The organism is Lactobacillus sp. X-49 (assembly GCF_057063645.1).
In genome coordinates this window covers 182,087-206,320 of record NZ_JBXSQM010000002.1, presented here as the reverse complement: position 1 = coordinate 206,320, position 24,234 = coordinate 182,087, and the positions used below count along the sequence as shown (strand labels likewise).

At 36.0% G+C, this 24,234-nt stretch carries 26 protein-coding genes; 4 read left to right on the top strand and 22 right to left on the bottom strand.

The window, feature by feature from the left end; genetic code table 11:
* Nucleotides 1-3,640, bottom strand: a 3,640-nt coding sequence (locus ACYIAQ_RS02455) for a DUF1542 domain-containing protein (RefSeq protein ID WP_483564036.1), incomplete at its 3' end; no start/stop codon positions are given.
* Between the two features lie 675 nt (nucleotides 3,641-4,315).
* Between ACYIAQ_RS02455 and ACYIAQ_RS02450 the strand changes: the two genes are divergently transcribed.
* Both ACYIAQ_RS02450 and ACYIAQ_RS02445 read left to right on the top strand, forming a co-directional pair.
* Nucleotides 4,316-4,594: a hypothetical protein gene (locus ACYIAQ_RS02450; RefSeq protein ID WP_483563360.1), complete on the top strand. Its 279-nt coding sequence runs from the start codon at nucleotides 4,316-4,318 to the stop codon at nucleotides 4,592-4,594.
* A gap of 45 nt (nucleotides 4,595-4,639) precedes the next feature.
* Entirely contained in the window at nucleotides 4,640-5,104 is a 465-nt protein-coding gene (locus ACYIAQ_RS02445; protein ID WP_483563359.1) for a universal stress protein, read from the top strand.
* Nucleotides 5,105-5,517: 413 nt separating this feature from the next.
* Here ACYIAQ_RS02445 and ACYIAQ_RS02440 read toward each other — a convergent pair whose 3' ends face one another.
* The 18 genes from ACYIAQ_RS02440 to ACYIAQ_RS02355 form a co-directional block, all read right to left on the bottom strand.
* Nucleotides 5,518-6,711: an FtsW/RodA/SpoVE family cell cycle protein gene (locus tag ACYIAQ_RS02440; protein ID WP_483563358.1), complete on the bottom strand. Its 1,194-nt coding sequence runs from the start codon at nucleotides 6,709-6,711 to the stop codon at nucleotides 5,518-5,520.
* A 16-nt stretch (nucleotides 6,712-6,727) separates the two neighbouring features.
* Entirely contained in the window at nucleotides 6,728-6,955 is a 228-nt protein-coding gene (locus ACYIAQ_RS02435) for a DUF2969 family protein (RefSeq protein ID WP_122018063.1), read from the bottom strand.
* Between the two features lie 8 nt (nucleotides 6,956-6,963).
* Nucleotides 6,964-7,257, bottom strand: coding sequence for a membrane protein insertion efficiency factor YidD (yidD, locus tag ACYIAQ_RS02430; protein WP_483563357.1), 294 nt, complete (start codon nucleotides 7,255-7,257; stop codon nucleotides 6,964-6,966).
* A gap of 15 nt (nucleotides 7,258-7,272) precedes the next feature.
* Nucleotides 7,273-8,262 carry a rod shape-determining protein gene (mreB, locus tag ACYIAQ_RS02425; protein ID WP_122018061.1) on the bottom strand — a complete coding sequence of 330 codons (990 nt, stop codon included), beginning with the start codon at nucleotides 8,260-8,262 and terminating at the stop codon, nucleotides 7,273-7,275.
* An 82-nt stretch (nucleotides 8,263-8,344) separates the two neighbouring features.
* Nucleotides 8,345-8,575, bottom strand: coding sequence for a DUF1146 family protein (locus ACYIAQ_RS02420; RefSeq protein WP_122018060.1), 231 nt, complete (start codon nucleotides 8,573-8,575; stop codon nucleotides 8,345-8,347).
* 70 nt (nucleotides 8,576-8,645) lie between these two features.
* Nucleotides 8,646-9,083 (bottom strand): F0F1 ATP synthase subunit epsilon, encoded by a 438-nt coding sequence (locus tag ACYIAQ_RS02415; protein ID WP_483563356.1) that lies wholly within the window; start codon nucleotides 9,081-9,083, stop codon nucleotides 8,646-8,648.
* 11 nt (nucleotides 9,084-9,094) lie between these two features.
* A complete protein-coding gene (gene atpD / locus ACYIAQ_RS02410; protein ID WP_122022850.1) occupies nucleotides 9,095-10,534 on the bottom strand; it encodes a F0F1 ATP synthase subunit beta in 1,440 nt (479 codons plus the stop codon).
* A 22-nt stretch (nucleotides 10,535-10,556) separates the two neighbouring features.
* Nucleotides 10,557-11,519 (bottom strand): F0F1 ATP synthase subunit gamma, encoded by a 963-nt coding sequence (locus tag ACYIAQ_RS02405; RefSeq protein WP_483563355.1) that lies wholly within the window; start codon nucleotides 11,517-11,519, stop codon nucleotides 10,557-10,559.
* A gap of 10 nt (nucleotides 11,520-11,529) precedes the next feature.
* The gene (gene atpA, locus ACYIAQ_RS02400; protein ID WP_122018056.1) at nucleotides 11,530-13,041 is read right to left on the bottom strand and encodes a F0F1 ATP synthase subunit alpha; all 1,512 of its coding nucleotides are present in this window, start codon (nucleotides 13,039-13,041) and stop codon (nucleotides 11,530-11,532) included.
* A 14-nt stretch (nucleotides 13,042-13,055) separates the two neighbouring features.
* Nucleotides 13,056-13,604, bottom strand: a complete 549-nt coding sequence (gene atpH, locus ACYIAQ_RS02395) for an ATP synthase F1 subunit delta (RefSeq protein WP_483563354.1) — start codon at nucleotides 13,602-13,604, stop codon at nucleotides 13,056-13,058.
* A complete protein-coding gene (atpF, locus tag ACYIAQ_RS02390) occupies nucleotides 13,604-14,116 on the bottom strand; it encodes a F0F1 ATP synthase subunit B (RefSeq protein WP_483563353.1) in 513 nt (170 codons plus the stop codon). The genes atpH and atpF overlap by 1 nt, the downstream gene beginning before the upstream one ends.
* 41 nt (nucleotides 14,117-14,157) lie before the next feature.
* Nucleotides 14,158-14,388 (bottom strand): F0F1 ATP synthase subunit C, encoded by a 231-nt coding sequence (gene atpE / locus ACYIAQ_RS02385; protein WP_122018053.1) that lies wholly within the window; start codon nucleotides 14,386-14,388, stop codon nucleotides 14,158-14,160.
* Nucleotides 14,389-14,408: 20 nt separating this feature from the next.
* A complete protein-coding gene (gene atpB / locus ACYIAQ_RS02380) occupies nucleotides 14,409-15,122 on the bottom strand; it encodes a F0F1 ATP synthase subunit A (RefSeq protein WP_483563352.1) in 714 nt (237 codons plus the stop codon).
* A gap of 115 nt (nucleotides 15,123-15,237) precedes the next feature.
* On the bottom strand, nucleotides 15,238-15,867 hold the full coding sequence (gene upp / locus ACYIAQ_RS02375) for a uracil phosphoribosyltransferase (protein WP_122018051.1): 630 nt from the start codon (nucleotides 15,865-15,867) through the stop codon (nucleotides 15,238-15,240).
* Nucleotides 15,868-15,952: 85 nt separating this feature from the next.
* Nucleotides 15,953-16,957 (bottom strand): L-threonylcarbamoyladenylate synthase, encoded by a 1,005-nt coding sequence (locus ACYIAQ_RS02370; protein ID WP_483563351.1) that lies wholly within the window; start codon nucleotides 16,955-16,957, stop codon nucleotides 15,953-15,955.
* Complete coding sequence (gene prmC, locus ACYIAQ_RS02365) at nucleotides 16,957-17,805, bottom strand: peptide chain release factor N(5)-glutamine methyltransferase (protein WP_122022846.1); 849 nt, start codon at nucleotides 17,803-17,805, stop codon at nucleotides 16,957-16,959. Before prmC ends, ACYIAQ_RS02370 begins: the two co-directional genes overlap by 1 nt.
* Complete coding sequence (gene prfA / locus ACYIAQ_RS02360) at nucleotides 17,798-18,886, bottom strand: peptide chain release factor 1 (RefSeq protein WP_122018048.1); 1,089 nt, start codon at nucleotides 18,884-18,886, stop codon at nucleotides 17,798-17,800. The genes prmC and prfA overlap by 8 nt, the downstream gene beginning before the upstream one ends.
* A 14-nt stretch (nucleotides 18,887-18,900) precedes the next feature.
* Entirely contained in the window at nucleotides 18,901-19,500 is a 600-nt protein-coding gene (locus ACYIAQ_RS02355; protein ID WP_483563350.1) for a thymidine kinase, read from the bottom strand.
* Nucleotides 19,501-19,645: 145 nt separating this feature from the next.
* Here ACYIAQ_RS02355 and ACYIAQ_RS02350 point away from each other — a divergent pair, with 145 nt between their 5' ends.
* Entirely contained in the window at nucleotides 19,646-20,998 is a 1,353-nt protein-coding gene (locus ACYIAQ_RS02350; protein ID WP_483563349.1) for a MurT ligase domain-containing protein, read from the top strand.
* Nucleotides 20,999-21,232: 234 nt separating this feature from the next.
* Nucleotides 21,233-21,466, top strand: coding sequence for a helix-turn-helix domain-containing protein (locus tag ACYIAQ_RS02345; RefSeq protein ID WP_483563348.1), 234 nt, complete (start codon nucleotides 21,233-21,235; stop codon nucleotides 21,464-21,466).
* Between the two features lie 433 nt (nucleotides 21,467-21,899).
* Here ACYIAQ_RS02345 and ACYIAQ_RS02340 read toward each other — a convergent pair whose 3' ends face one another.
* The 3 genes from ACYIAQ_RS02340 to ACYIAQ_RS02330 form a co-directional block, all read right to left on the bottom strand.
* Nucleotides 21,900-22,238, bottom strand: coding sequence for an HD domain-containing protein (locus ACYIAQ_RS02340; RefSeq protein ID WP_483563347.1), 339 nt, complete (start codon nucleotides 22,236-22,238; stop codon nucleotides 21,900-21,902).
* On the bottom strand, nucleotides 22,231-23,655 hold the full coding sequence (locus tag ACYIAQ_RS02335; protein WP_483563346.1) for an MFS transporter: 1,425 nt from the start codon (nucleotides 23,653-23,655) through the stop codon (nucleotides 22,231-22,233). The genes ACYIAQ_RS02340 and ACYIAQ_RS02335 overlap by 8 nt, the downstream gene beginning before the upstream one ends.
* 202 nt (nucleotides 23,656-23,857) lie before the next feature.
* Entirely contained in the window at nucleotides 23,858-24,016 is a 159-nt protein-coding gene (locus tag ACYIAQ_RS02330; RefSeq protein WP_483563345.1) for a hypothetical protein, read from the bottom strand.
* Nucleotides 24,017-24,234: the final 218 nt, after the last annotated feature.

Here is a 24,234-nt window from a genome sequence, read left to right as displayed (position 1 = left end):
TAATTATTGCTTGATCCTGGGCATTGTCGATCTTATCCTTAGCATCTTTGGCAATTTTATCAATCTGATCCTTAGCCTTTTGCTTATCCGTTATATCTTTATTGCTATCTACCTTGTCTTTGGCATCTTTAGCTGCCTTATCTACGTCAGCTTTGGCTTTCTCTTTTGCTTCAGCCTGATCATCTTTATTATCCTTGCCATCGGCTATCTTATTGATATCCGCAATACCCTGATTCTTACTGCTATTAATTATTGCTTGATCCTGAGCATTGTCGATCTTATCCTTAGTATCTTTGGCAATTTTATCAATCTGATCCTTAGCCTTTTGCTTATCCGTTATATCTTTATTGCTATCTACCTTGTCTTTGGCATCCTTAGCTGCTTCATCTACGGCATCTTTGGCTTGGCTCTTTTGCTCTGCTACGCTGGTGCCTGGCTTATACGCCTGATCGATGTTAGTTTTACCATCCGTTACGGCTGTATTGACACCATCCGCATTTGTTGCCTGATCGATCTTGTCATTGGCGTCTTGGACGGCGTCGTCGACAGCCTGCGTTTGCTGCGTCTTTTCCGCCGCGGTCAAGCTCTTATCGGCAGCGATCTTTTCCTTGGTAGCTTGGGCTTCCTCCTGGATCGCTTGCTTCGCAGCGCTCTTTTGCTCTGCTACGCTGGTGCCTGGCTTATACGCCTGATCGATGTTAGTTTTACCATCCGTTACGGCTGTATTGACACCATCCGCATTTGTTGCCTGATCGATCTTGTCATTGGCGTCTTGGACGGCGTCGTCGACAGCCTGCGTTTGCTGCGTCTTTTCCGCCGCGGTCAAGCTCTTATCGGCAGCGATCTTTTCCTTGGTAGCTTGGGCTTCCTCCTGGATCGCTTGCTTCGCAGCGCTCTTTTGCTCTGCTACGCTCAATATTTGTAAATCATAACTATGATCATCCTTATTTTCTGGATCATAACTGATAAAGTTCGCATATGGTACTAATTCTATCTTATCTCCAGGTTTAAGCTGATTAACTTTATCTGCTGGAATTTCAAATTCAAAATAGCCATTCCCATCTGCTTGAGCAGCAAATTCGTTTTGTGCTTCGGTAACGTTTGTTTCACCATAAGGATTTGGATTTTTAATCGTACCAATATAGTTCTTATCATTCAATAAACTATTTGCTGACTCAAATTTGGCTCCAACATAGGCATATGTTCCTCCTGGTAAAATTTTACTAAAAATACCATCACTATCAGGACCATCATTTTTATCATTATAATTTGTTATATGCCCTTTAATAATACGGCTACCATTCGCACCAGTAGTTACTGACACATTTTCAATATCTAAAAAGCCATCAGGATTGGCAGATTTAAAATGAATATTATTATAACCATCACTAAAGAGTGTCTTATCACCAAAAGCAGCAATAATAATATTCTTAAAGGCATCGTCAAAAGTCATATTGGCACCGAGCAACCCCTTCGACACTAATAAGTTAATTAGAGCCTTATACTTAGTATCGGTAATGCTACTAAGCAATTCTGGAGTTATTTTTCTTTGACCGTTGAGCAGGTTTAAGGCTGAAACTCCAATTATTGTACCCTTGTCAGTAACTTTTCCTCTATTTAGTTGTAATTTTGCAAACGGCGGTAGATTAAGTTCTTGATTGCTTATTCGCAAAACCTGACTAACGTTACTTAATGTGATCATGTTTTGACCAATAATTGTAGTCCCCACTGCTTTATTATTCTGAGCATTCAAAATCAAGGACTGAGGATTATTAACGTTTAGGGTCCCTTGGATATCAACTAAAGTAATTACACCTGTTCCAGCGCCATCATCATTTGCATCACCATCTAATTTGATTTCAAAGGTACCATTATTGACATTAGCACTTCCTTTAATCATGAACAAGGTACCGCTATATTTTCTCATGTTGGTACCAGTTACTTTGAGACTACCCTTCGGATCAATCTTAAAGTTACCACCATTGTAGATTAAGTTACCGCTATTAGAGTCAGTGTTAATTGTCGAGATGTCACCGTTAGTTTGCACCTCAACCTGCCCACCAGTCTTAATATTAAAATTATTGGAACCCTTACTGATATAGATACCAGAAGCTTGCCGATTATCAGCCGTAGTCTGCTTAAAGCCAGCTTGACCAACATTAATTTGTAAAGTCCCATTAACATTAACGTTTAGATTCGAGCCATACATGTAGATACCATATTGGGCATTAGTATATTCGGCACTCCCTGCTGTAACTAAGTTATCTGCATTTTTTCCCGGATTTAAAACAACTTTAGCGCCAGCAGCAATATTTACCTTATTATATGATGAGAGACTATAACGACTACCTAATTCGATTACAGTTCCATTGTATGTAGAACCAGTAAAAGTACCATCATCAAAATCAATACTATTATCTGAATTCATTAACTCAAGCAATTGTTGATTATTAGCCAGAATTACAGTAGTTCCTGGATATGGCATTCGAACGGTTTCAGCATTGTTGGTTCCTTTAAAATGATAGTGCGTATGAGACGTTGCATGAGCCATCTGACTGCCATGAAAATCAATGTCTTTAAAGGTGACAGTTGCAACAGGAGTATTATCCGTATTAATCACACCATAATAATTAGCACACCAAAGCTCTAAATTGTCATAAGTGATATTGATCTTAAATGCACAAGTTAAACTCGTACCTTTATAATCAACCTTATGCTTACCGCCCTTTGATGAAATCAACAAATTACGTGGACGCGAGTTGCTGCTTGCAATTGGTGTAAGATTGTAACCATCTGGAGCAGCAAAGTCATTCATGATATCAATTTCGGTAACGGTAGAGTCGCTTAAGGCTACAAGATAATCTTTCCAATTAGTTACCTCGCTGATCTTACCACCGTTATCATCTTGCGCATTAATACCCGACTTGTTGTTCTGATCCTGGTCAGTTGGGGTCAGTGGCTTGGTCTCATTATGATCCTGAGATGGAACAGTCATTTGTTTCCCCTGCGGATCTTTATTAGTTAGGATCTGCGACTTGGTAGTTTCGGTTGGCTGATCATCAATCACCGTTAGTTGATTAACTGGTTGCGCAGACAAAGAACCAGTCTGTGCATTCGTATCTATTCCTACACGCTGTGCTTTAATAGCTCGAGGTGCTTTTTGAGTTGGCTGAGCGCTTGCTGTGGATCGGTCTTCTTTTTCTTTTACCTGCAAAAAAGACTTTAAGCCTCGATAGGTGTTCAAATCAGTTTGTGAGCGTTTTGCCCGCGTCTCAATGCTTTTCTTAGGGGCAATGGCTTGTTCATTTACATTAGCTGACGTTCCAGTTGTTGGTTCATTAGACATAGTTGGCGTTTGTTCTGCAACTGGTGCAGCAGGAGAGTCATTAATGTTATCTGCTACCAAAGGCACTCTCGTATCACTAGGCGCCCGCGTCTCAGCTGCCGGCGTATTGGTTCTAGCGTCTTCTGTTGGAGCAACTGTTTCAGCCTTTACTGCTTGACTATTCAAGCCGAAGAAAGTAAAACCTAACAACACCGAAGCAACACCAACATTCAATTTACGAATTGAAAAGTGATCTTGCTTCGCTTGCATTTCCATTTTTCTTAGACGTTCATTATAGTTATTTTTTCCTAACATAAAAATCTCTTTCCTACTTAACTAAACCTATACAGAGCATTATTTTAAAGCCATGTACCACAAATAGCAATATCAAAATTGTTTTTTTATGTATAATTTAAATAACTATTTGATTAGTTATTATTAAGAATAATATGCTAATACATTTTTAATGTAAGCAGCAACTATTAGTTGGCAAACCAAGCATAAAATTTAAAATAACATTATAATAAAAATAACAGTAATTCACTTAAAAACAATTAGACTAAGTTTCGTATATTATTTTTATTTTAAGATAAATATTCTTCAGTTTTAGCTTAAACATTTGAAGTTGAAATAAACATCATTACCTAACTATTTGAGTAGCATTGTTTCATTCAGAGGGCTAATTAGTCATCTTCAGTTGCGGCCATTCTTGACAAATACCAGCAGATTGACTACTATAATATTGGTCTGAGTTGGCGACTAGGCTTAATTAGATAAAGTTGACCGGTCAAACTATCAACGTGCGAGTAAGTAAATAACTGTCGAATCGGAAAACTATCAATGTATAGGATCCATATTCGTTGCGCTACTGCTCATTTTTTTGAACACTGCGGGTTCAACAGCACTTGTTTTGCCAAACTGCTCGTCAACTCAGATTTTTTTGAAAGTTAGGAAACGGTCAAAGGACCGTTTTTTTATGGAGTAATTAAAATGCTTAAAGTTGTTATATCAATCTATCTTGTTGTATTGCTCATAGCTGCTTGGTGCCTCTGGCAGAAACGCAACGATCACTTTTTAATTTATAATAATCAGAACAAGACCAATTTTACTTCAATAATGGCCATCACGGCGATTGCCTTGGTTGCGGATAGCCTAATTGGCTTCGTTATATTGTTGCAAGATGACAAGTACCTGAACTTTATCACCTTAATTTTGAGCTGTTTAACAATTTTATTTTTTGGTTTAGCAATTAATCAAAGGGATGAATAATCTAAGCAAAATTTGATAAAATGGGAGTAAGAAGAGGTATTAAAAATGATGAAACAATATCACCGAATTCAAGTTGCCGTTGACGGTTCAAAAGAAGCCGACTTTGCGTTTTACAAGGCGGTCAAGGTAACTAAACGCAGTGACGCAAGCTTAGAAATTTTACACGTCATAGATACGCGCTCATTCCAGAATGTTTCTAGTTTTGACTCCAAAATGGTAGAACAAGTATCAGATAGTGCCCTGAAAAAATTGAAAGAATATTATCAGAAAGCGCAAGATGAAGGCGTCAAAGAAGTACACTACGCCATTGAATTTGGCTCTCCCAAGGCAATCATTTCTCACAAATTTCCGCTAAAACATCAGATTGATCTAATTGTATTAGGAGCAACGGGTCTCAACACCGTGGAACGCATTTTGATTGGTAGTGTAACTGATTACGTCACTCGCACAGCTAAATGCGATGTGCTGGTCTGCCGCTCACACGAATGCTCGGGTAGCAAAATAAAATAACGGAAGATAACCCTCTGCTACGAGGGAAATTCTAAAATAGCATGAAAAAAGCTCAACTTCTCAGAATGAGGAATTGAGCTTTTTGTATATGCTATTATTCTTCGCCAGCAGTTTTTAAAGGTACTTTATTTAATAGACTGGCTGTGACTAATTGCGCGTATACCTTTAATCAGCGAGAACAAGCAACTATTGATCATTAACAAGGTATCTGCAATGATTTCTTCTTCCTTTTATGTAGTAAGATCAGTCCCAACAATCACATTGCCATAATTGGCCAGTACCTTAACCGGTGGGGCTTATTCTTTAGTGTTTATGCATTTTCGCCCTGCACCGATATGCACCTTATATTTGATATTTGTAATTTGCTTAGTTTTGTCTTAAAGGGGTGTAAATGTTTATTTAAATTATAATTTTTAAAAGTCACCAGCTTGACTAAACATGTAGTCCTTATTATGAAATTTCATTGATAAAATCATGCCGATACCGACCATATTCCCAATTAATGCAGAACCACCTTGCGAAATAAATGGTAAAGGAATTCCTGTTAATGGTAATAAATCAATACTCATACCAATGTTTTCAAAAACATGGAAAAGAATCATCATAATGACTCCAGTTGAAACATAAGAATAGAAAGCATTCTTAGTATCAAATGTAATCCTAACCATTTGAATAATTAAATAAAGATACAATAAGATAATTGCTACACTACCTATAAAACCAAAAGATTCACCGATAACAGAATATACCATATCTGAACCGCGAACAGGAACATATACATTTAATTTTCCGAAACCGTTACCAAATATCTGACCCGAACCGATAGCTTGCATACTTAGCCACAACTGATATGCAGCTTTGGAAGTGTCAGATGAAGGATCGCGCCAAGACATAATTCTCTTAAACTGATATGGTTCAAAAAAGTGGCTCAAAACTACCTGACCTTGAGGCGTTGTTACCATAAAAATAACTGTAATTCCTAATATTCCAAATGCTATAAACATTGGAATAATAATTTTCCAAGAAATCCCTGAAACTAAGATTACTCCACCTGCAATAGCAATAAAGACGAGCATTGTCCCAAAATCTTTTTGTAATTTCAATAATATTGCAATTGGTACCAAACAGGCAATGATTTTGCCAATTAAAATCCAATCATTTTTAATAGTATGCATTAACTTTTGATTATGCTGATGAACAACTCGTGCCAACATCAAGATAAATGCTGGCTTCATTACTTCGGAAGGCTGAAAAGAAATTGGACCAAGCTTGAACCAATTCTTTGACCCTGTATCTACTGCTAAACTTCGATTGTAGAAAAAAAGAACAGCAATTAAAAGCAAAATCCCAAAGCCATATACATATGGAGCAATGCGAAAAAGCTGTTCTGCATCAAATTGAATTACAACCAACACAATTGCAACTGAAACAATATACCATAAGGCTTGCATCAAGACTGCCTTTATTGGATTTCCCATATGACTTGGATCATCAATGGCCGCAAAATAAATTGAATAGAGTCCAACTGCAGCCAATAACAACACTGGTATAGCAACATTCCATGCAATACGATCAAACAAATCAGTTTTGTTTTCAACTTTTACCATTAATTATCACTGTCCACTATTTTTCATGTAATGCAAAATAAGAAAGCAAATCATTAATACTGCTTTCCAAACTTTTAGAATACAAAATATTGTTAGTTTTATTAGTAATGGCACGATAACGTCCTGCCATTTTTTCAATCCTTCCAATTTCCTTTTTATGAGGTATAATTACCTCCCAAGTTGGAGTTTTATTTCCCTTTATTTCATTGATCTCAATATTTATATTTTCTGGTTTTTTAGACATAATATCTCCTACTTTACAGATGGATGAAATTTTTGGGCTATAATTTCATCTTCATATTTTTCTGGGTGAGGATTACGAAAAATAGTAAACTTATCTGATACAGGATCCACACCACCCCGAATAAAAGGATTACAACGCAAAATTCGACAAATACCCATAATTAATCCCAAAACTGGACCAAACTTTTTTAAAGCATCAATCATATAGGTTGAACAAGTTGGGTAGTACCGGCAGCTTTTAGGTAAAGCAGGTGAAATAAATTTCTGGTACATTTTTACTAAAAAAATTAAGAGCCTACGCAAGTCAACCTCCCTAAACTAATGTCTTTGGTGCTTTTCAATATTTTTTAATAATATCCCTGTTCCCAAAGCAACAGCTTCTAATGGATGATCCGCGGTTAAAACTGGAACTTTTAAGTAATAAGATATTAATTTATCAATATTCTTAAGCAGAGCACCTCCACCAGTTAGCATGATCCCACGGTCAATAATATCAGCAGAGAGTTCAGGTGGAGTTTTCTCTAAAACTTCTTTGGTTGCAGAAATAATTGTCATTAATCCATCATGCAATGCTTCTTGAATTTCTACAGCTGAGACCGTGGCTTGTTTGGGTAAGCCATCAACCACATCACGACCCCGAACAGTAATTGTTCCTTCGGGATCAGGTTCAAATGCACTACCAATCTCTATTTTTATCTGCTCAGCGGTTCTCGAACCAATCAATAAATTATGCTTATTTTTGATATAAGCAACTACAGCTTGATTCATATGATCTCCGGCATACCTAAGTGATTGGCTAGTAACGATTTCTCCCATAGATAAAACAGCAATATCAGTCGTTCCGCCACCAATGTCAATAACAATATTACCTTGCGGTTTAAAAATATCAAGACCTGCGCCAACTGCAGCAACCTTAGGCTCAAAGTCAAGATAAACCTTGCCACCACCAGATTTTTCTGCTGCCTGAATAATTGCCTTTTGTTCTATTGAAGTAACACCAGTTGGTGCACAAATTAAGATACTTGGCTTTGACATAAAGCCTTTAACATTTAACTTTTCAATAAAATATGACAGCATTGCTTCAGTAATGTCAAAATCAGCAATCACACCATTTTTTAATGGACGAATTACCCGAATATTTCCAGGTGTTCGGCCTACCATTTTATATGCCTCAGTGCCAACAGCCACTACTTTATTTGTACTTGTATTAACAGCTACCACTGATGGCTCATTTAACACAATTCCTTTTCCAGAGACGTTGATAAGCACATTGGCTGTCCCTAAATCAATTCCTATATCTCGTGCCACAATAATCCTCCATAAATATTCAATGTACATTTTACCATAAAGATAGCGATTTTTCCTTTTCCCTTGTTCACTTTATGAAGTTTTAAAATAAATTACTTAATTGCAATGACGTATCTATTAGTGTTATAAAAAAAGTACCCACTAAATAACCAAGACCAATTGACAAAAAAACTAGTAAAAGTTGCGCTTCAAAAGTTCGATTTATCCGAATAATCTTTTCAATCTGAATACTTTTCATAATTTGAAATGATAAGCCAATTGTTAATAAATAAATAAAGATACTGATCAAAGCATGTACTCCAAGTTGAAACATTTTTCCTCTCTTTTTCTAATTTAAACTAAGCAAAAACGGATACACTTTTGTGCATCCGTTATAAAGAATACTATTTATTTGAATTATAAACACTAATTCTATTAATTGCTCTTCTTAATGCAACTTGTGCACGCTCTAAAGATCGCTGATCATGTACAGACTTAGCTTGTTCCATTGCACGCTGTGCACGTTCTCTAGCTGCCTCTGCACGCGAAACATCGATTTTAGTTGAACGCTCAGCACTGTCAGCAATAAACGTAGCAACATTGTCAGAAAATTCAAAATAGCCACCGCTAATTGCAATATGATTAATTACACTATTCATTTCCCGGCTTCGCTTTACTTTGATCTCACCAATTACCAATGGCGTCAAAATCGGTAAATGATTGTACATAATCGAACGCTGCCCGTCAACTGCTCGCATTTCAACAAAACTGGCATGATGAGAAAAAATCAATCCATCCGGAGTTACAACATTTACCATAAAAAGTTTTTCTGGATCAGCCATATGACATCACCCTACTTTTCTAATAAAGCTTTTGCTTCTGGATCACTAGCAGTTACACCCATTTGTTGCGCTTTTTTCAAAACATCTTCAATTGGTCCAACACCACGGAAAGCATCTTCTGGAAGATCATCTAAATGACCATCTAAGATCATCTTAAATCCTTTAATAGTTTCTTTAATTGGCACATATGAACCAGCAACACCCGTAAATTGTTCAGCAACAAAGAAATTTTGCGACAAGAAAAATTGGATTTTTCTTGCACGACTTACAATGACTTTCTCTTCATCAGATAATTCGTCCATACCTAAAACAGAGATAATATCTTGCAATTCATGATAGCGCTGGAGAATATGCTGAACCCGAGTTGCAACTTTGTAATGCTCATCACCAACAATTTCAGGATCTAAAGCGCTCGAGGTCGACTCTAATGGATCAACAGCTGGATAAATTCCTTGTTCGACTAAGCTTCGTTCCAAATTAGTAGTAGCATCAAGGTGTGCAAAAGTTGTTGCAGGCGCAGGGTCAGTATAATCATCGGCTGGAACATAGACAGCCTGAATAGAGGTAATTGATCCCTTTTTAGTTGAGGTAATTCTTTCTTGCAGTTGCCCCATCTCTGTAGCCAAAGTTGGTTGATAACCAACGGCACTTGGCATCCGACCGAGCAACGCAGAAACTTCTGATCCTGCTTGAGTAAAACGAAATATGTTGTCAATAAACAACAAAACGTCTTGACCCTCAACATCTCTGAAGTACTCAGCTAATGTCAAACCAGTTAACGCAACCCTCATTCTGGCACCAGGCGGCTCATTCATTTGTCCAAAAACCATTGCAGTTTTACTTAAAACTCCAGATGCTTTCATTTCAAAATAAAGATCGTTACCTTCACGAGTTCTCTCTCCAACACCAGTGAAAACAGAAATACCACCGTGTTCTTGAGCAATGTTATGAATCAACTCTTGAATAATAGTTGTCTTACCAACACCGGCACCACCAAACAGACCAACTTTTCCACCGCGTACGTATGGTTCAAGTAAATCAATAACCTTTATTCCCGTTTCGAGAATTTCCTGACTAGTCGTTAATTCATCATACTTGGGAGCTTTTTTATGAATTCCCTCACGCTTATGATCTTCACCGAATTTAGGACCATTGTCAATCGGTTGACCCAAAACATTAAATACTCTTCCTAAAGTATCATTACCAACTGGAACAGAAATTGGGCTACCAGTATCTTCTACCTTCATTCCACGCTTAAGACCATTGGTAGATTCCATTGCAATTGTTCGTAAAACCCCATCACCAAGTTCAAGCGTTACTTCAAGAACGATTGCTTCATCTTCCGATTTAACTACACGTAAGGCATTGTTAATATCAGGTAGGTTTTTATCAAGTGGAAATTTAACATCAACAACAGGGCCGATTACTTGAACAACTTCACCTTCACTCAAAACATCTACCTCCTTTTCTAAATTATTTCAAAGCATTTGCACCACTAACAATTTCAGTAATTTCAGTAGTGATTTCTGCTTGTCTAGCACGATTTAATTTAGTTGTCAGATTAGAAACCAAATCATTTACATTATCTGTTGCACTTTGCATAGCCGTCATTGAACTCGCATGCTCTGCAGTCTTAGCATCCAGGATTGCCCCATAAATAGCAGAGCGAACAAATTGGGGAATTAAAGTGGTCAAAACAGCATTCACATCCGGTTCTATATCATATTCTAAATCTTTATGTGCCTTAGCTTCTTTTACACCAATATCAATATTAATAATTGGCAACATTTGTTCAATTCGAAATGCTGAAGATAATGTATTTACATGATGTGTATAACATACATATAATTCATCATAAACACCGTTTAAATACATTTTAACCGCTGTCGAAACAATTGGTAAAACTTCTTCAAAAGTTGGCACATCAGAAATACCATTATTTTCGTAAACAACATTTAGATTGTTTTTTTTGAAAAATTCAGCTCCAACTGAACCGACAGCCAAAATTTTAACATCTTTGTGTTCTGCCTTTGAATCTTCAACTAGCCCCATCATATTTTTAATAACTGAACTATTGTAAGAACCAACTAGTCCACGATCGCCTGTAACTACAAGATAACCTGCTGATTTAACTTCTTTGCGAGCCTGAATCATGTTAGACACTATTCCTAGCCCAAAAACATTTTCATAATCAAGCTTGGCAATGCTATCCTCATCGACAGTAATATTTTCTTTATTCAAATGTTTAACAACTTCAGCACTCATTAAGCGAGAAAGTGTTTTTCTAACTCGATCATTATAAATGGTATAACCCAAATCATGCTTTTCAGTTTGATTTAATTTTGATGCCGAGACCATTCTCATAGCTTCAGTTATTTTACCAGTTTGTTTGACAGAAGCAATTTTTCTCTTCAACTCAAGTAAAGATGCAGGCATAGACTACCTCCTAATTCTTACTTGGTAAAAAACTATCTGCAAAACTAGAAATTGCAGTTTGCAACTCTTTTTCATTTGGTAGTTCGCCTGTCTTGCGAATATGCTCTAACAAGTCAGCGTGAACACTATCAAAGTTATCGTACATTTCTTTTTCAAAGCGACCAATATCTTCAACAGGAACAGAGTCAATATAGCCATGAGTCAAGGCATATAGAATTAGAACTTGCTTTTCAACTGGAATTGGTTCATGAAGAGGTTGTTTTAATACCTCAACGATCCTACGACCACGATTCAACTTAGATTGAGTCGCTTGATCTAAATCACTACCAAATTGCGCAAAGCTTTCTAATTCATGAAAGGCTGCTAAATCTGTACGTAAAGTACCTGCAACCTTTTTCATGGCTTTGATTTGTGCACTACCACCAACACGAGAAACTGAATTACCTGCATCGATTGCTGGCCTAGTTCCTGCAAAGAACAAATCACTTTGTAAAAAGATTTGTCCATCTGTAATTGAAATTACATTAGTTGGAATATATGCAGAAATATCTCCCGCTTCAGTCTGGATAAACGGTAACGCCGTCATTGACCCGCCACCTAATTTATCACTTAATTTTGCACTACGCTCTAACAGACGTGAATGCAAATAAAAAACATCTCCAGGATAAGCTTCACGACCAGGTGGACGACGAAGTAATAACGAAAGTTCACGATAGGCAACGGCCTGCTTGGATAAATCATCAAAGACGACCAACACATCCTTGCCATTATACATGAATTCTTCACCCATCGCAGTTCCAGCATATGGTGCTATATATAGCATTGGCGCCGGTTCACTTGGACCAGCTTCAACAACAATAGTATAGTCCATCGCACCGAATCGCTTTAATGTTTCCACTTGAGTTCTAACAGTTGATTCCTTTTGTCCTATGAAGACATAGATACAAATAACATCTTGACCTTTTTGGTTTAAAATTGTATCAATTGCTAAACTTGTTTTACCAGTTTTACGATCACCAATGATCAATTCACGCTGCCCTCTACCAATGGGTACTAATGCATCAATTGCCTTAATACCTGTTTGAAGGGGCTGATTAACAGACTGACGTTCCATGACACCAGGTGCTGAAGTCTCAATTGGACGGGTTTTAGTGGTTTTTATTTCCCCTAACCCATCTACAGGCTGACCAAGCGGATTAACTACACGACCGATTAGTTCATTACCAACCGGTACACGCATAATTTCACCAGTTCTTTTAACCTGGTCACCTTCGCGAATATCATCAAAACTACCTAAAATAATGATACCTACATCATTTGATTCAAGGTTTTGAGCAATACCATACGAACCATTGTCAAACTCCAATAGTTCATTAGCTAAAACATTGTTCAAGCCGTGAGCTCGGGCGATCCCATCACCTATGTATGTCACAACCCCAACTTCATTAATGTCGAGTTTGTTATCATAGTGTTCAAGCTGTTGCTTAATCAAAGAGCTAATCTCTTCTGCTTTAATGCTCAATGGTTTCACCTCTTTTAATCTTTTCTAACTAATTGCGCACGAATCTTGTTAAGTTTTCTTTTAATAGATCCATCAACCACACAATCACCAATTTTCAAAATCACTCCACCGATAATGCTCTCATCTACTTTATTTGTCAAAGTTACATTGTTAAGACCATATTTTTGAGCAAAGCTATCACTAATTGCTTTAAGCTGCTCATCGTCTAGCTTAACTGCACTAATGGCAATTCCAGTAACTACTTTCCTATTTTGATTGAACAAGTCACTGAAACAATCAATAATAGCGGGCAATTCCATAAAATGATTGTAATCTAATAGTAAATCAAGAAAATTTTGCACTTCTTTAACTAGCCCAGCCTTAATACAATCTAAGGACTCTTTCTTTTCTTCACTATCAAAAATTGGGTCACTAAAGACATTTAAGATTTGCGGATAATTTGAAATTGCCTGACGTAACTCTTGCAAATCAGCATAAATATCATCTAAGGCACCCATATCATGCGCATAATCAAACAATGCAGTGCCATAACGTGCAGCAATTTCTTCTTTACTTAAGGCCATTATTCATTCAGCCCCTTAACAAATTGATCAACTAAATCTTTTTGATCATCAGCAGATAAATTTTTGGTAATTACCTTTTCGGCAATTGCAACAGAAATGTCTGCGACTTGCGCACGTGCTTCATTTAGTGCATCAACCTTGGCCTGTGCAGCATCAGCTTTAGCTTTTTCGTGAATCGATGCAGCCTCATTATTAGCATCAGCCACTATCTGACTACTTGTTTTTTGGGCATTAGTCTTAGCTTCAGAAATAATCTGAGTTGCTTCCTGCTTTGAGTTTTTCAATGCAGCTTCACGCTCATTGGCAAGAATTTCAGCTTTCTTACGATTATCTTCAGCTGAATCCAAATCATTAATTACTTTCTGACGCCTTTTTTCCATCATATCGGAAACTGGTCCCCAAGCATAATGCTTAACCAAAATAAGCAAAATTATAAAAACAATTAAATACCAAAGAGTGTTTCCAACATAAAGATGACCTGCAGAGGCTGCAAATAAAGTTTGAAATGTCATTTACTGCCCTTCTATCTTTTAACCTAAATTCTTTTAAATAACTAAGATTTTACGAAAAGAATTAAGAAAGCAATGACGATTGCCAAAATAGGAACGGCTTCAATCAAACCAACACCGATAAACATTGTTGATCTCAAGTTTCCGGCACTTTCAGGTTGACGGGCCATACTTTCGATTGTCTTAGTGATAACCTTACCATTACCCCAAGATGCAGCTAAAGCAGCTAAACCAGCTACAAGAGCTGCAGAAATATATTTAAAAGCTTGTGACATATTTAAACCTCCAAAAAAAATTATTCTTTTGTAACTTTTTTACCAATGTAAACCATTGAAAGTGTTACAAAAACATATGCCTGGATAGAGCCAATGAAGACAGAGAAACCTTGCCAAATCATTGCGAGTGGAGCTGCTAAAATCATTGTTGGAATACCTAGACTAGGAGCTAAATTATTACCAATCAATGTTAATAATACTTCGCCTGCGTAAATATTACCATACAAACGTAAAGACAGCGTCAAAAAGTTAGTAATTTCCTCAATCATATTAATTGGGAATAAAAAGCTAACTGGTTCAGCGTAATTTCGCCAGTACCCACCGATACCAAATTTTTGAATTCCAAATGTAAATGATAAAAGCAAGGTCATCATTGCAAATGACATTGTTGTGACCGGGTCAGCTGTCGGTGATTTAACAAGTATAGTATCACCGACTTTGACCTCTAAGAACATGCCTAATTGGTTCATAGACCAGATGAAGAGAAACAGAACAAAAGCATAAAGTGACAGATGTTTTTGTGCATCTTTATCACCGACATTATCCTTAACAATATTGTCAGTAAAATCAAGTAAATACTCAATAATGTTTTGCTTTTTGTTTGGCTTCATTTCAATCTTGCGTGAGAGCCAAATACAGACTAGTAAAATAACGACAGCCATTAAGGTCGAGCCAATAATTCCAGCGAGATCAAAACTCAAGCCCAAGAAATTAAATACAAATGGTTTCTCCATTACTTCGTGACCTCCCTTCTCGTGCCCAGTTTATAGAACACTCCTACAATATTAACACCATTCAAACTTTTTGTGAAAAAATGTAAGCAATTTCTCTAAATATTTTTCTAAACCCTTATTTGGTACCAAATAAGCGGTCACCCGCATCACCTAGTCCAGGGAAAATATAGCCGCTCTCAAGTAATTCATCATCCTGTGCAGCAGCATAAATATCAACATCTGGATTTTCGGCTTGAATTGCCTTCACTCCTTCAGGAGCTGCTACTAAAACAGCTAATTTAATATCTTTAACTCCCCGTTTTTTTAAGGCACTGATTGCCATGTTAGCCGATCCACCAGTGGCAAGCATTGGGTCAACAACTAAGCATTCTCTTTCAGCAATGTCTTTAGGCATCTTACAGAAATATTCATGCGGCTTTAATGTTTCTTCATCGCGATACATCCCGATTACACCAACTTTTGCAGAAGGAATCATGTCCAATACGCCGTTGAGCATCCCAATTCCCGCACGCAAAATTGGAACAATTGTCATTTTTTTACCAGCAATTTCTTTTTGCGTTGTTTTACCCATCGGAGTCTCAATTTCAACATCTTTTAGTGGTAAATCCCTAGTAATTTCATAAGTCATGAGACCACCAATTTCTCCAACAATTCTTCGAAATTCATTTGAACTGGTCTCCTTACGCCTAATAATAGTTAACTTGTGCTGAATTAATGGATGATTTAAAACCGTAAATTTACCCATCATTGTCCTCCTAAAACATATATCATATTTATCACTTATTTTAATCAAAAAAGCAAAGGGTTTAAAGCCCTTTGCTAATAATTTTTTATTTTACCTGAAAATGATGTCCGCCAGCAGCCTTGTTTAGTCGATTCATATATGCCAGCGTGGCTTCACTACCATGAAATCCCTGTACAAAAATCTGGTTAATCTCTTGATGATCATCAAAATAACGCAAACCTGCAAACAAATTATGATCTGCATCACTTAAATTATTACCTAAATCAAATTTATTTTCAGCAGTTAATCTTATCTTCTTTAAGACTGCTCCTAATGCCATTACTCCTATATTTTTATCATAAGTAATTTTAGAGAAATCTTGTTCATCATCAACAACAACGACAGAAGCACTTGGAGCATAATGACGATACTTCATACCTGGAGCCTTAGGAATTTCCTGTTCAGAAGTCTTTCCACTATTAATCAGAACTTTTTCCCCTAAAACACGACTTAATTCATCAGGAGTAATCTCGCCTGGTCTTAAAACAACAGGAGCATCAACAGATAAGTCAATAATTGTAGATTCTAGCCCCACTTTAGTAGGACCACCATCAATAATACCAGCAATTTTACCATTTAAATCATGATAAACATGCTGAGCCGTAGTGGGACTCGGTTTAGTTGAAGTATTAGCAGAAGGACCCACAATTGGTCTACCTAATTTAGCAATTAATTCATGTGTCAGTCTATCATCTGGGCAGCGAAAGGCCACGGTATCAAGCCCCCCAGTTACAGCACGAGGTAAACTTTTGGGCTTAACATATAACAAAATTGTTAAAGGTCCTGGCCAAAAGTAATTAATTAACTTAGTTGCTCTTTCAGGAATACTCTTAGCATATTTTGCCATCATTTTTTCATCCGAAACCGTGACAATCAACGGATTGTCACTCGGTCGACCCTTGGCTTGATATACTTTTTTCACAGATTCTTCATTAGTAGCCAACGCCCCTAATCCATAAACCGTTTCAGTTGGAAAAGCAACTAAATTCCCATTATCAAGCAGTTTTACGGCATCATCTATCTGACTTGGCAAAAAAATTTTTGTTTGCATTACTTATTCCACTTTCCCCATACCATTCGTGGCTTACCTGACATGTCATTCCTAAATTCAGTTGTAAAGTCAGGTAATTCACGCTTAAACAAATTTTGGAGTTCCTGCTTCTCACTAAAACCATACTCTAAGAAAAATTCACCGCCACTATTGAGATGATCTCTAATCTGGTTAACAAATTTTTGGTAGAAGTCAAGGCCACTATTACCACCGAATAATGCTTCTTTTGGTTCATTATGCAAAACATTCTGATCCATTATCTTTTTTTCTGATTCTTTAATATAAGGTGGATTTGAGATGATCTTATCGAACTTTTCTAAACCAATCAGTACATTTGCCTTTCTTACAGTAACATCGATATTATACTTTAAAAAGTTTTCTTCACTAATTCTAAGTGCTGCATCAGTCACATCAGAAGCATACAAATCAAGATTAATAATATCTTTTTTAATTGCTTCTTTTGCCAGCATAACAGTAATACAACCCGATCCTGTTCCTAAATCAAGAACTTTATCACCTGAATTAAGCTTGGAAAGTGCCCAGTTAACTAATTCTTCTGTTTCAAAACGTGGTATTAACACACCACGTTGAACCAAAATTTTATATCCGCCAAACCAAGAATATCCTAAGATATACTGCGCAGGAATTCCCTGCGCTAATTTACGTATATCTTGTTGAGCTTTTTTTAATTGCACTGGCTCCAATTTCATATCTTGTTTTAATTGAAATTGACTTGGACTTAACAGTAAACGCTCGGCAAGTAGAAATTCAATATCTTCCGGTCGCTGATCTGATGCAAAGTTAATTGCCCATAATCGTAAATCATTTAATGTTTGAATTTTAGGCATTTTGGTCTGTCAATTCCTCCAATTGCTTGGTTTGATTATATACAATCAAAGCACTAATAATATCATCTAATTCACCATTCATTACACGATCCAATTTATTAAGAGTTAAGCCAATTCTATGATCAGTTACTCGATTCTGTGGGTAGTTATAGGTTCTAATTCTCTCTGAACGATCGCCGGTTCCAACTGCATTTTTACGTTTAGCATCATATTGATCACGGTTTTGACTTTCATAATAATCATAAACTCGGGAGGTTAAAATCTGCATTGCCTTTTCCCTGTTTTGCTGTTGACTTCGTTGATCCTGCATCGCTACAACTATTCCTGTTGGCAAGTGTGTCATTCGTACCGCACTTGACGTTTTGTTAATATGCTGACCACCAGCACCACTAGAACGATAGACGTCAACTCTTATATCTTTAGGATCTAGTTCGAGGTCAACTTGTTCATATTCTGGCATTACAGCAACAGTAGCAGTTGACGTATGAACACGTCCCTGAGATTCGGTAACAGGTATACGCTGCACTCGATGAGCGCCATTTTCATATTTAAGTTTCGAATAAACCTTATCACCTGTGATCATAATAGCTATCCGTTTATAGCCGCCAACTTCAGTTGGCTCACTATCAACTACTGACACCTGCCAATTTTGTCTTTCAGCATATTTTTCATACATTCTAAGTAAATCACCAGCAAATAGCGAAGCTTCATCGCCTCCAGCCGCGCCTCGAATTTCCATGATGATATCTTTATCATCATTAGGATCTTTCGGTAGCATTAAAATCTTGATCTGCTCTTCTAAATCAACAATTTCCTGCTCTAGATCGTTATTTTCTGCCTTGGCCATTTCAACCAAATCGTTATCACTTTCATCAGTAATTATTTCTTTATTATCTGATATTTCCTGCTTGTCATTTTTATATTTTTTGTATTTTTGTACGACTTCGCGCAAGTCAGCTTCTTCCTTAGAAATTTCCATATAGCGCTTTGTATCACCAATAACTTCTGGATCTGCCATCATTTCTTGTAATTCATCGTAATGAGCTACTAGGCCTTCAAGCTGTGCCATAATTTTGTCCATATTTTAATCCCTCTCTATCTTGATTGTTCAGGGTGAAAATAATGAAAGCGACATACAGGATAATAGCTCTCATCCCCGCCAATTTGAACTTGTTCACCTTTATAAACCGGCTTACCATTATGAATTCGTAAGTTCATTGTGGCTTTTCGACCACAGTAGTGACAAATTGTTTTGATTTCTGTAATTTTATCAGCGAAAATTAGTAAATTTTGTGTACCTTCAAACAAGTTGTTTTGAAAGTCATTTTTCAAGCCAAATGCCATCACCGGAATCTTAAGTTCATCAACAATTCTAGCGCATTCAATAACATGATGCCGAGTTAAGAATTGGGCTTCGTCTACAAATACACAAGCAATGGTACCATCTCCTTGCTTCTGGCTATGATCATTGAGCGTTTTAATATATTCAAAGATATTCATATCATGATCAATTGGAATAGCTTCACGTTTCATACCTATTCGTGAAGCTATTACGCCTACGCCACTACGATCATCAATGACGCTTGTCATAAGCACGATTTTCCTGCCCTGGTTTTCATAATTATGGGCATCCTTTAAAATTTCAATGGTTTTACCGCTACTCATTGCACCATAGTGAAAAAATAATTGTGCCATTTTTGCTCCTTTGTCTAATTTAATACATCTAACTTATTTAGTATAATTGAAAATTTAAATCTGTGCAGATAAATCGTCATTAAAAACTCGTTTTCATATCTTTGCTATGCTATAGTTGATAATGATTTTAAAGTGAGGGATAAATATGAAATTAAAATCTTTATTAGCTAAATTTGTTGGCAAATCTAGTTATTGGTTTCTCCATAATTTTCTTAAAGGCGGAACTAGCTTTCCTGGCAAGTTAGCAATGAAAATTGATCCTAAAGTACTTAATACATTAGCAAGTAATTATGAAACAATTATTGTTACCGGAACAAATGGAAAAACGATGACTACTGCTTTGATTGTGGAATCATTGAGAGAAAAATATGGTGATGTTTTAACTAATCCATCGGGTTCTAACATGCAACAAGGAATTGTAACAGCCTTTTTAGCTCATAAAAAAAATAAATCTGCACGCAAGATTGCTGTTTTAGAGGTTGACGAAGCCAATGTTAAAATGGTAACCGAATTACTCCATCCGAGTTGTTTTGTTTTGACCAATATTTTTCGTGATCAAATGGATCGCTACGGAGAAATTTATACTACTTATGAAAAAATTATTGATGGCATTAAACTTGCACCACAAGCCACAGTAATTGCAAATGGGGATGCTAGTATTTTTTCTTCAGTAGAATTACCCAATCCTAAAGTTTTTTTTGGTTTTAATTTACCCAGTGATCAACAAGAACATGACATAAAGGCTCCAGTTAACACAGACGGTGTTCTGTGCCCCAAGTGTAATCACATTTTACACTATCATGATCGTATTTATGCCAATTTGGGTGACTTTTTCTGTCCTAACTGTAATTACCACCGTCCTAATTTGGACTACTCAGTTAATGAAATTACTTCTCAAACGCCAAATAGCCTTAATTTTAAAATGGGTAGTAAAAGTTACAACATTAATATTGGTGGTACTTACAACATATATAATGCCTTAGCAGCCTATTCCGTTGCTCGCTACTTTAAGCTAACAGATGCTGAAGTAGCGAATGCTTTCGCTAAAAACAAGCGTGTTTTTGGTCGACAAGAACTTATCAACTATTACGGTAAAGAAATTGACTTAATTTTAGTTAAAAATCCTGTTGGTCTTGATGAAGTATTACATATGCTGAATACGGAAAATGAAGATTATACTTTAGTTACTCTTTTAAACGCTAATCATGCAGATGGAATTGACACTTCATGGATTTGGGATGGTCAGTTTGAAGATTTAAATTGTGACCAAATTAAAAAAGTTATAGTTGGTGGCGACCGCTGGCATGATATGGGATTTAGATTAGAAGTTGCTGGCTTTGATCCAGCAAAAATGCTTACCTGCACTAATAATGAAGAAGTAATCGATCAATTAAGTAAGGCACCTACCCAAAAAATTTATATTTTATCAACATACACCGCCTTACTATCATTACGTAAAACCATGGCTGAAAAGAAAATTATTGAAGCTGGAATGTAAAGCATTATATTTTAAAAAATTAGATAAACAAAAAGCTGATAATTTGAGGTTAACCCTTTAGATTGGACCAAAAATCCATCTGGAGGGTTTTACTATGGTTAAATTTATTTACTATTGAACAAAAATTACAGGCGCTTAACTTAATTAAATAGGTTACACTAGCCCCGTTATGCGGCTCAAATAATTGAGGCTGGGTCACATCAAATAATCGACAATGGATTGCAATACCAGTATTTGGGGGTACAAGGCTTAAACTGGAGAAAAGAACATAATGAGACTTATCAAAATACTGCCATTCACTTCAAAATTGCCACACCTAGCTTAATTGCGCATTGGCAAAAAAGTTTTGATAAAGGCCGACTTGATGCACTCTTTACCAAACGAGGCCGACCACCGATGAAAAAATCAGTTAAATATACCAATAGCGAGTTATCTGAGTTAGAGCGCCTACGCATAGAAAATCACTAGCTTCACATTGAGAACGATTACTTAAAAAAGCCAAAGCCTTAGCTCGGCGCAAAGACGTTCAATGTAAGAAGAACGGACCATCATGCAGGAGCTAAGGCATGAGCATGATTATTAACTGCAGGAACTGTTGCGCTATAGCTTTCTAGCCAAGAGTACCTATGAGTATCACCCGCGCAGCAGGCGGAAAAGATACAGTTACCAGGCTTTATTGTCCCTGATCAAAGTAGTCAAAAAGCGTAATCCCAGCTTTAGCTACGTGCCCATGACCGCTATGTTAAAAATTAAATATGGTCTGCTGATAAACCATAAACGTGTATACGGCTAATGAAAGAACATAATCTGCTGGCGCGTAAATATAATCTGCGAGCAGGCAAGTATGATTCATCAAAAGGTCCTCAAGGCAAAAAGGCAAAGAATCGCTTCCACCAAAAGTTTATAACCAATCGACATCTTGGACATACTTACCTTCTATTGAAAGATGGTAATGAACATCAATATTTTTAGAATAGGACATATGTTGAATAATATTAAAAATCATGTCTTTATTTTCTTGAGATACTTTTTGACTGATTAATAATGAATTAATTTCTTGAAGTGACTTAGTTATATTAGAAGATAGCTTTTCGTCAATCACATCATGTAAATAACCCGCTGCTTCAATAATAAAAAGACTAGTTTTATTATTGCCGTAATCAGTTACATACATTTTTTTAGCCAGAATAGCTACTCTAGACGCATGTAAAAAATCATGTCCTGTTGCATCATCATACATTTTTTCTTTTACAAATTTTATTATATTTAGTCATTTTTTTATCTCTTAAAATTATTGTTGTACAAAATATTAAAACTATTATCGATAAAAAAAACAAAACTTTAAAGTTAATCTTTAGACCAGCTAATGTTCCATTTATAAAATTAAAATAATCGTTTTGTGTAAATGTTAAAATTGAGGCTGCTATTGCTGTTCCCATTGCTCCAGAATATGATTGTGCAGTCATATAGATTACATTGCCGTCATTAGTTGATTGAATAGGTAAATTTGCTAAGCTTCTTGTCATAATATTACTATACGACAAACCCAATCCAAACATAAAAATTGAATAAATTATAATCAGATTAATTGGTGCAATTGATATAATATTTGCTAATAGCAAAGAGACACAAATAAGTCCTTCTCCTAACAAGATTGGAAAATCATGATTTAATTTATCATAAATTATTCCAGCAACTGCTGACATTATGGCATCAATTACTGCTGCTGGTAATACAAGCAAGCCCGTTTTTGCCGTTGATAAATGAAATATTATTTCTAAAACATTCGGCATTAAATATGACATGCTTAATGACATTAACTGTAGTAGAAAAAAAGAAATCAGAAATATATCAAATTGTCGATTTTTAAGCAAAGATATATCAATAATATAATTTTTATTATTTTTTTCAAAACAAATAAAGAGAATACAACAAATAATAGCAGTTATCAATAAAAAAATACGATAATTACTTTTACTTGCTGTACTAACTATTAATAATAGTGTAGTTATTAATAAACCAGTTAAAGTAATACCACCACGATAGTCAAAAGAAATACTAAAAACGTTAAATTTTTGCGTAATACTAAATTCACCTAATAGCCAAATAACTAATATTATAGGTATTATTAGTATAAATAAAGTTTGCCAACTATAATACTTTAAAACAATTCCACCATAAACTGGACCAATTGCAGGGGCAAAAGCAATTACTAAACTTCCTAGTCCCATAAAAAAGCCTACTTTCTTTTTAGGAGATTGCTCTAAAATAATTGAAAACATTAATGGTAAGCCAATACCATCAGCAATTCCTTGGATAATTCGACCACATAGAAGCAAGAAAAAGCTTGAAGTAACTCCTGCTAAAACTGTTCCAATTAAAAAACTAATTATTGCTACTCTAAACAACGTAATTGCGCGAAAACGCTTTCTAAGATATGCTCCGAAAGGTATAATTACAGTAGAAACTAACATGTAACCAGTTGTTAACCACTGGACTGTGCTAGCGGGAATTTTAAACTTTACCATTAATTTTGGAAAAGCAATATTAAGCGCTGTTTCAATTACAATACCCAAAAAACTTAGTGTTCCAATTGCAACAATTGACATAATTAATTTTTGGTTTTTTTCAATAAAATCTACTCCCCTTTTTATCACTTATGCTCCACAACATATTGTACTTCAATTATAAACAAAACACAATATGTTGAAGAGGCTATTGCTCGTAGGCTTTAGCATGATTATCAATCCAGTTCCTTTTTTCAGCACAAAAAAGCAAAAAAATAGATCAAGGCTTTTCCAAAAGAAATACTTGATTTATCTTTTTGTCTAAAAATTAATTTTTTTACATTTTCTACTATTAATTTAAGCCAGCAGCTTGTTCTTTTCTCGTAAAGTAAACGAAACTACCAATCATAAATACAATACTTAGTGATCCTAGTACTTGCAGTTTACTGTCTTGCTCGTTACCTGTTTGCAGTAATCTATCGCTGCCGTAAGCTGTTGTCCGTTTTGTCATTGCTCTAGTTGGCAATAACTTGAATTATTATTCGAACTGTTACTGTTATTATTGTTAACGACTACGGTACTACCCACCTGGCACAGGCGTTGAAGCTGGTGGTGTAGGTTGCGGTCGTGGATTACTGTTGTTGAATTTGAAACTATAACTGTTTGCCCAGCATTATTAAAATCCTCGTGGCCAACTAATGGACGTCCATTATAATATAGATCTTCAAA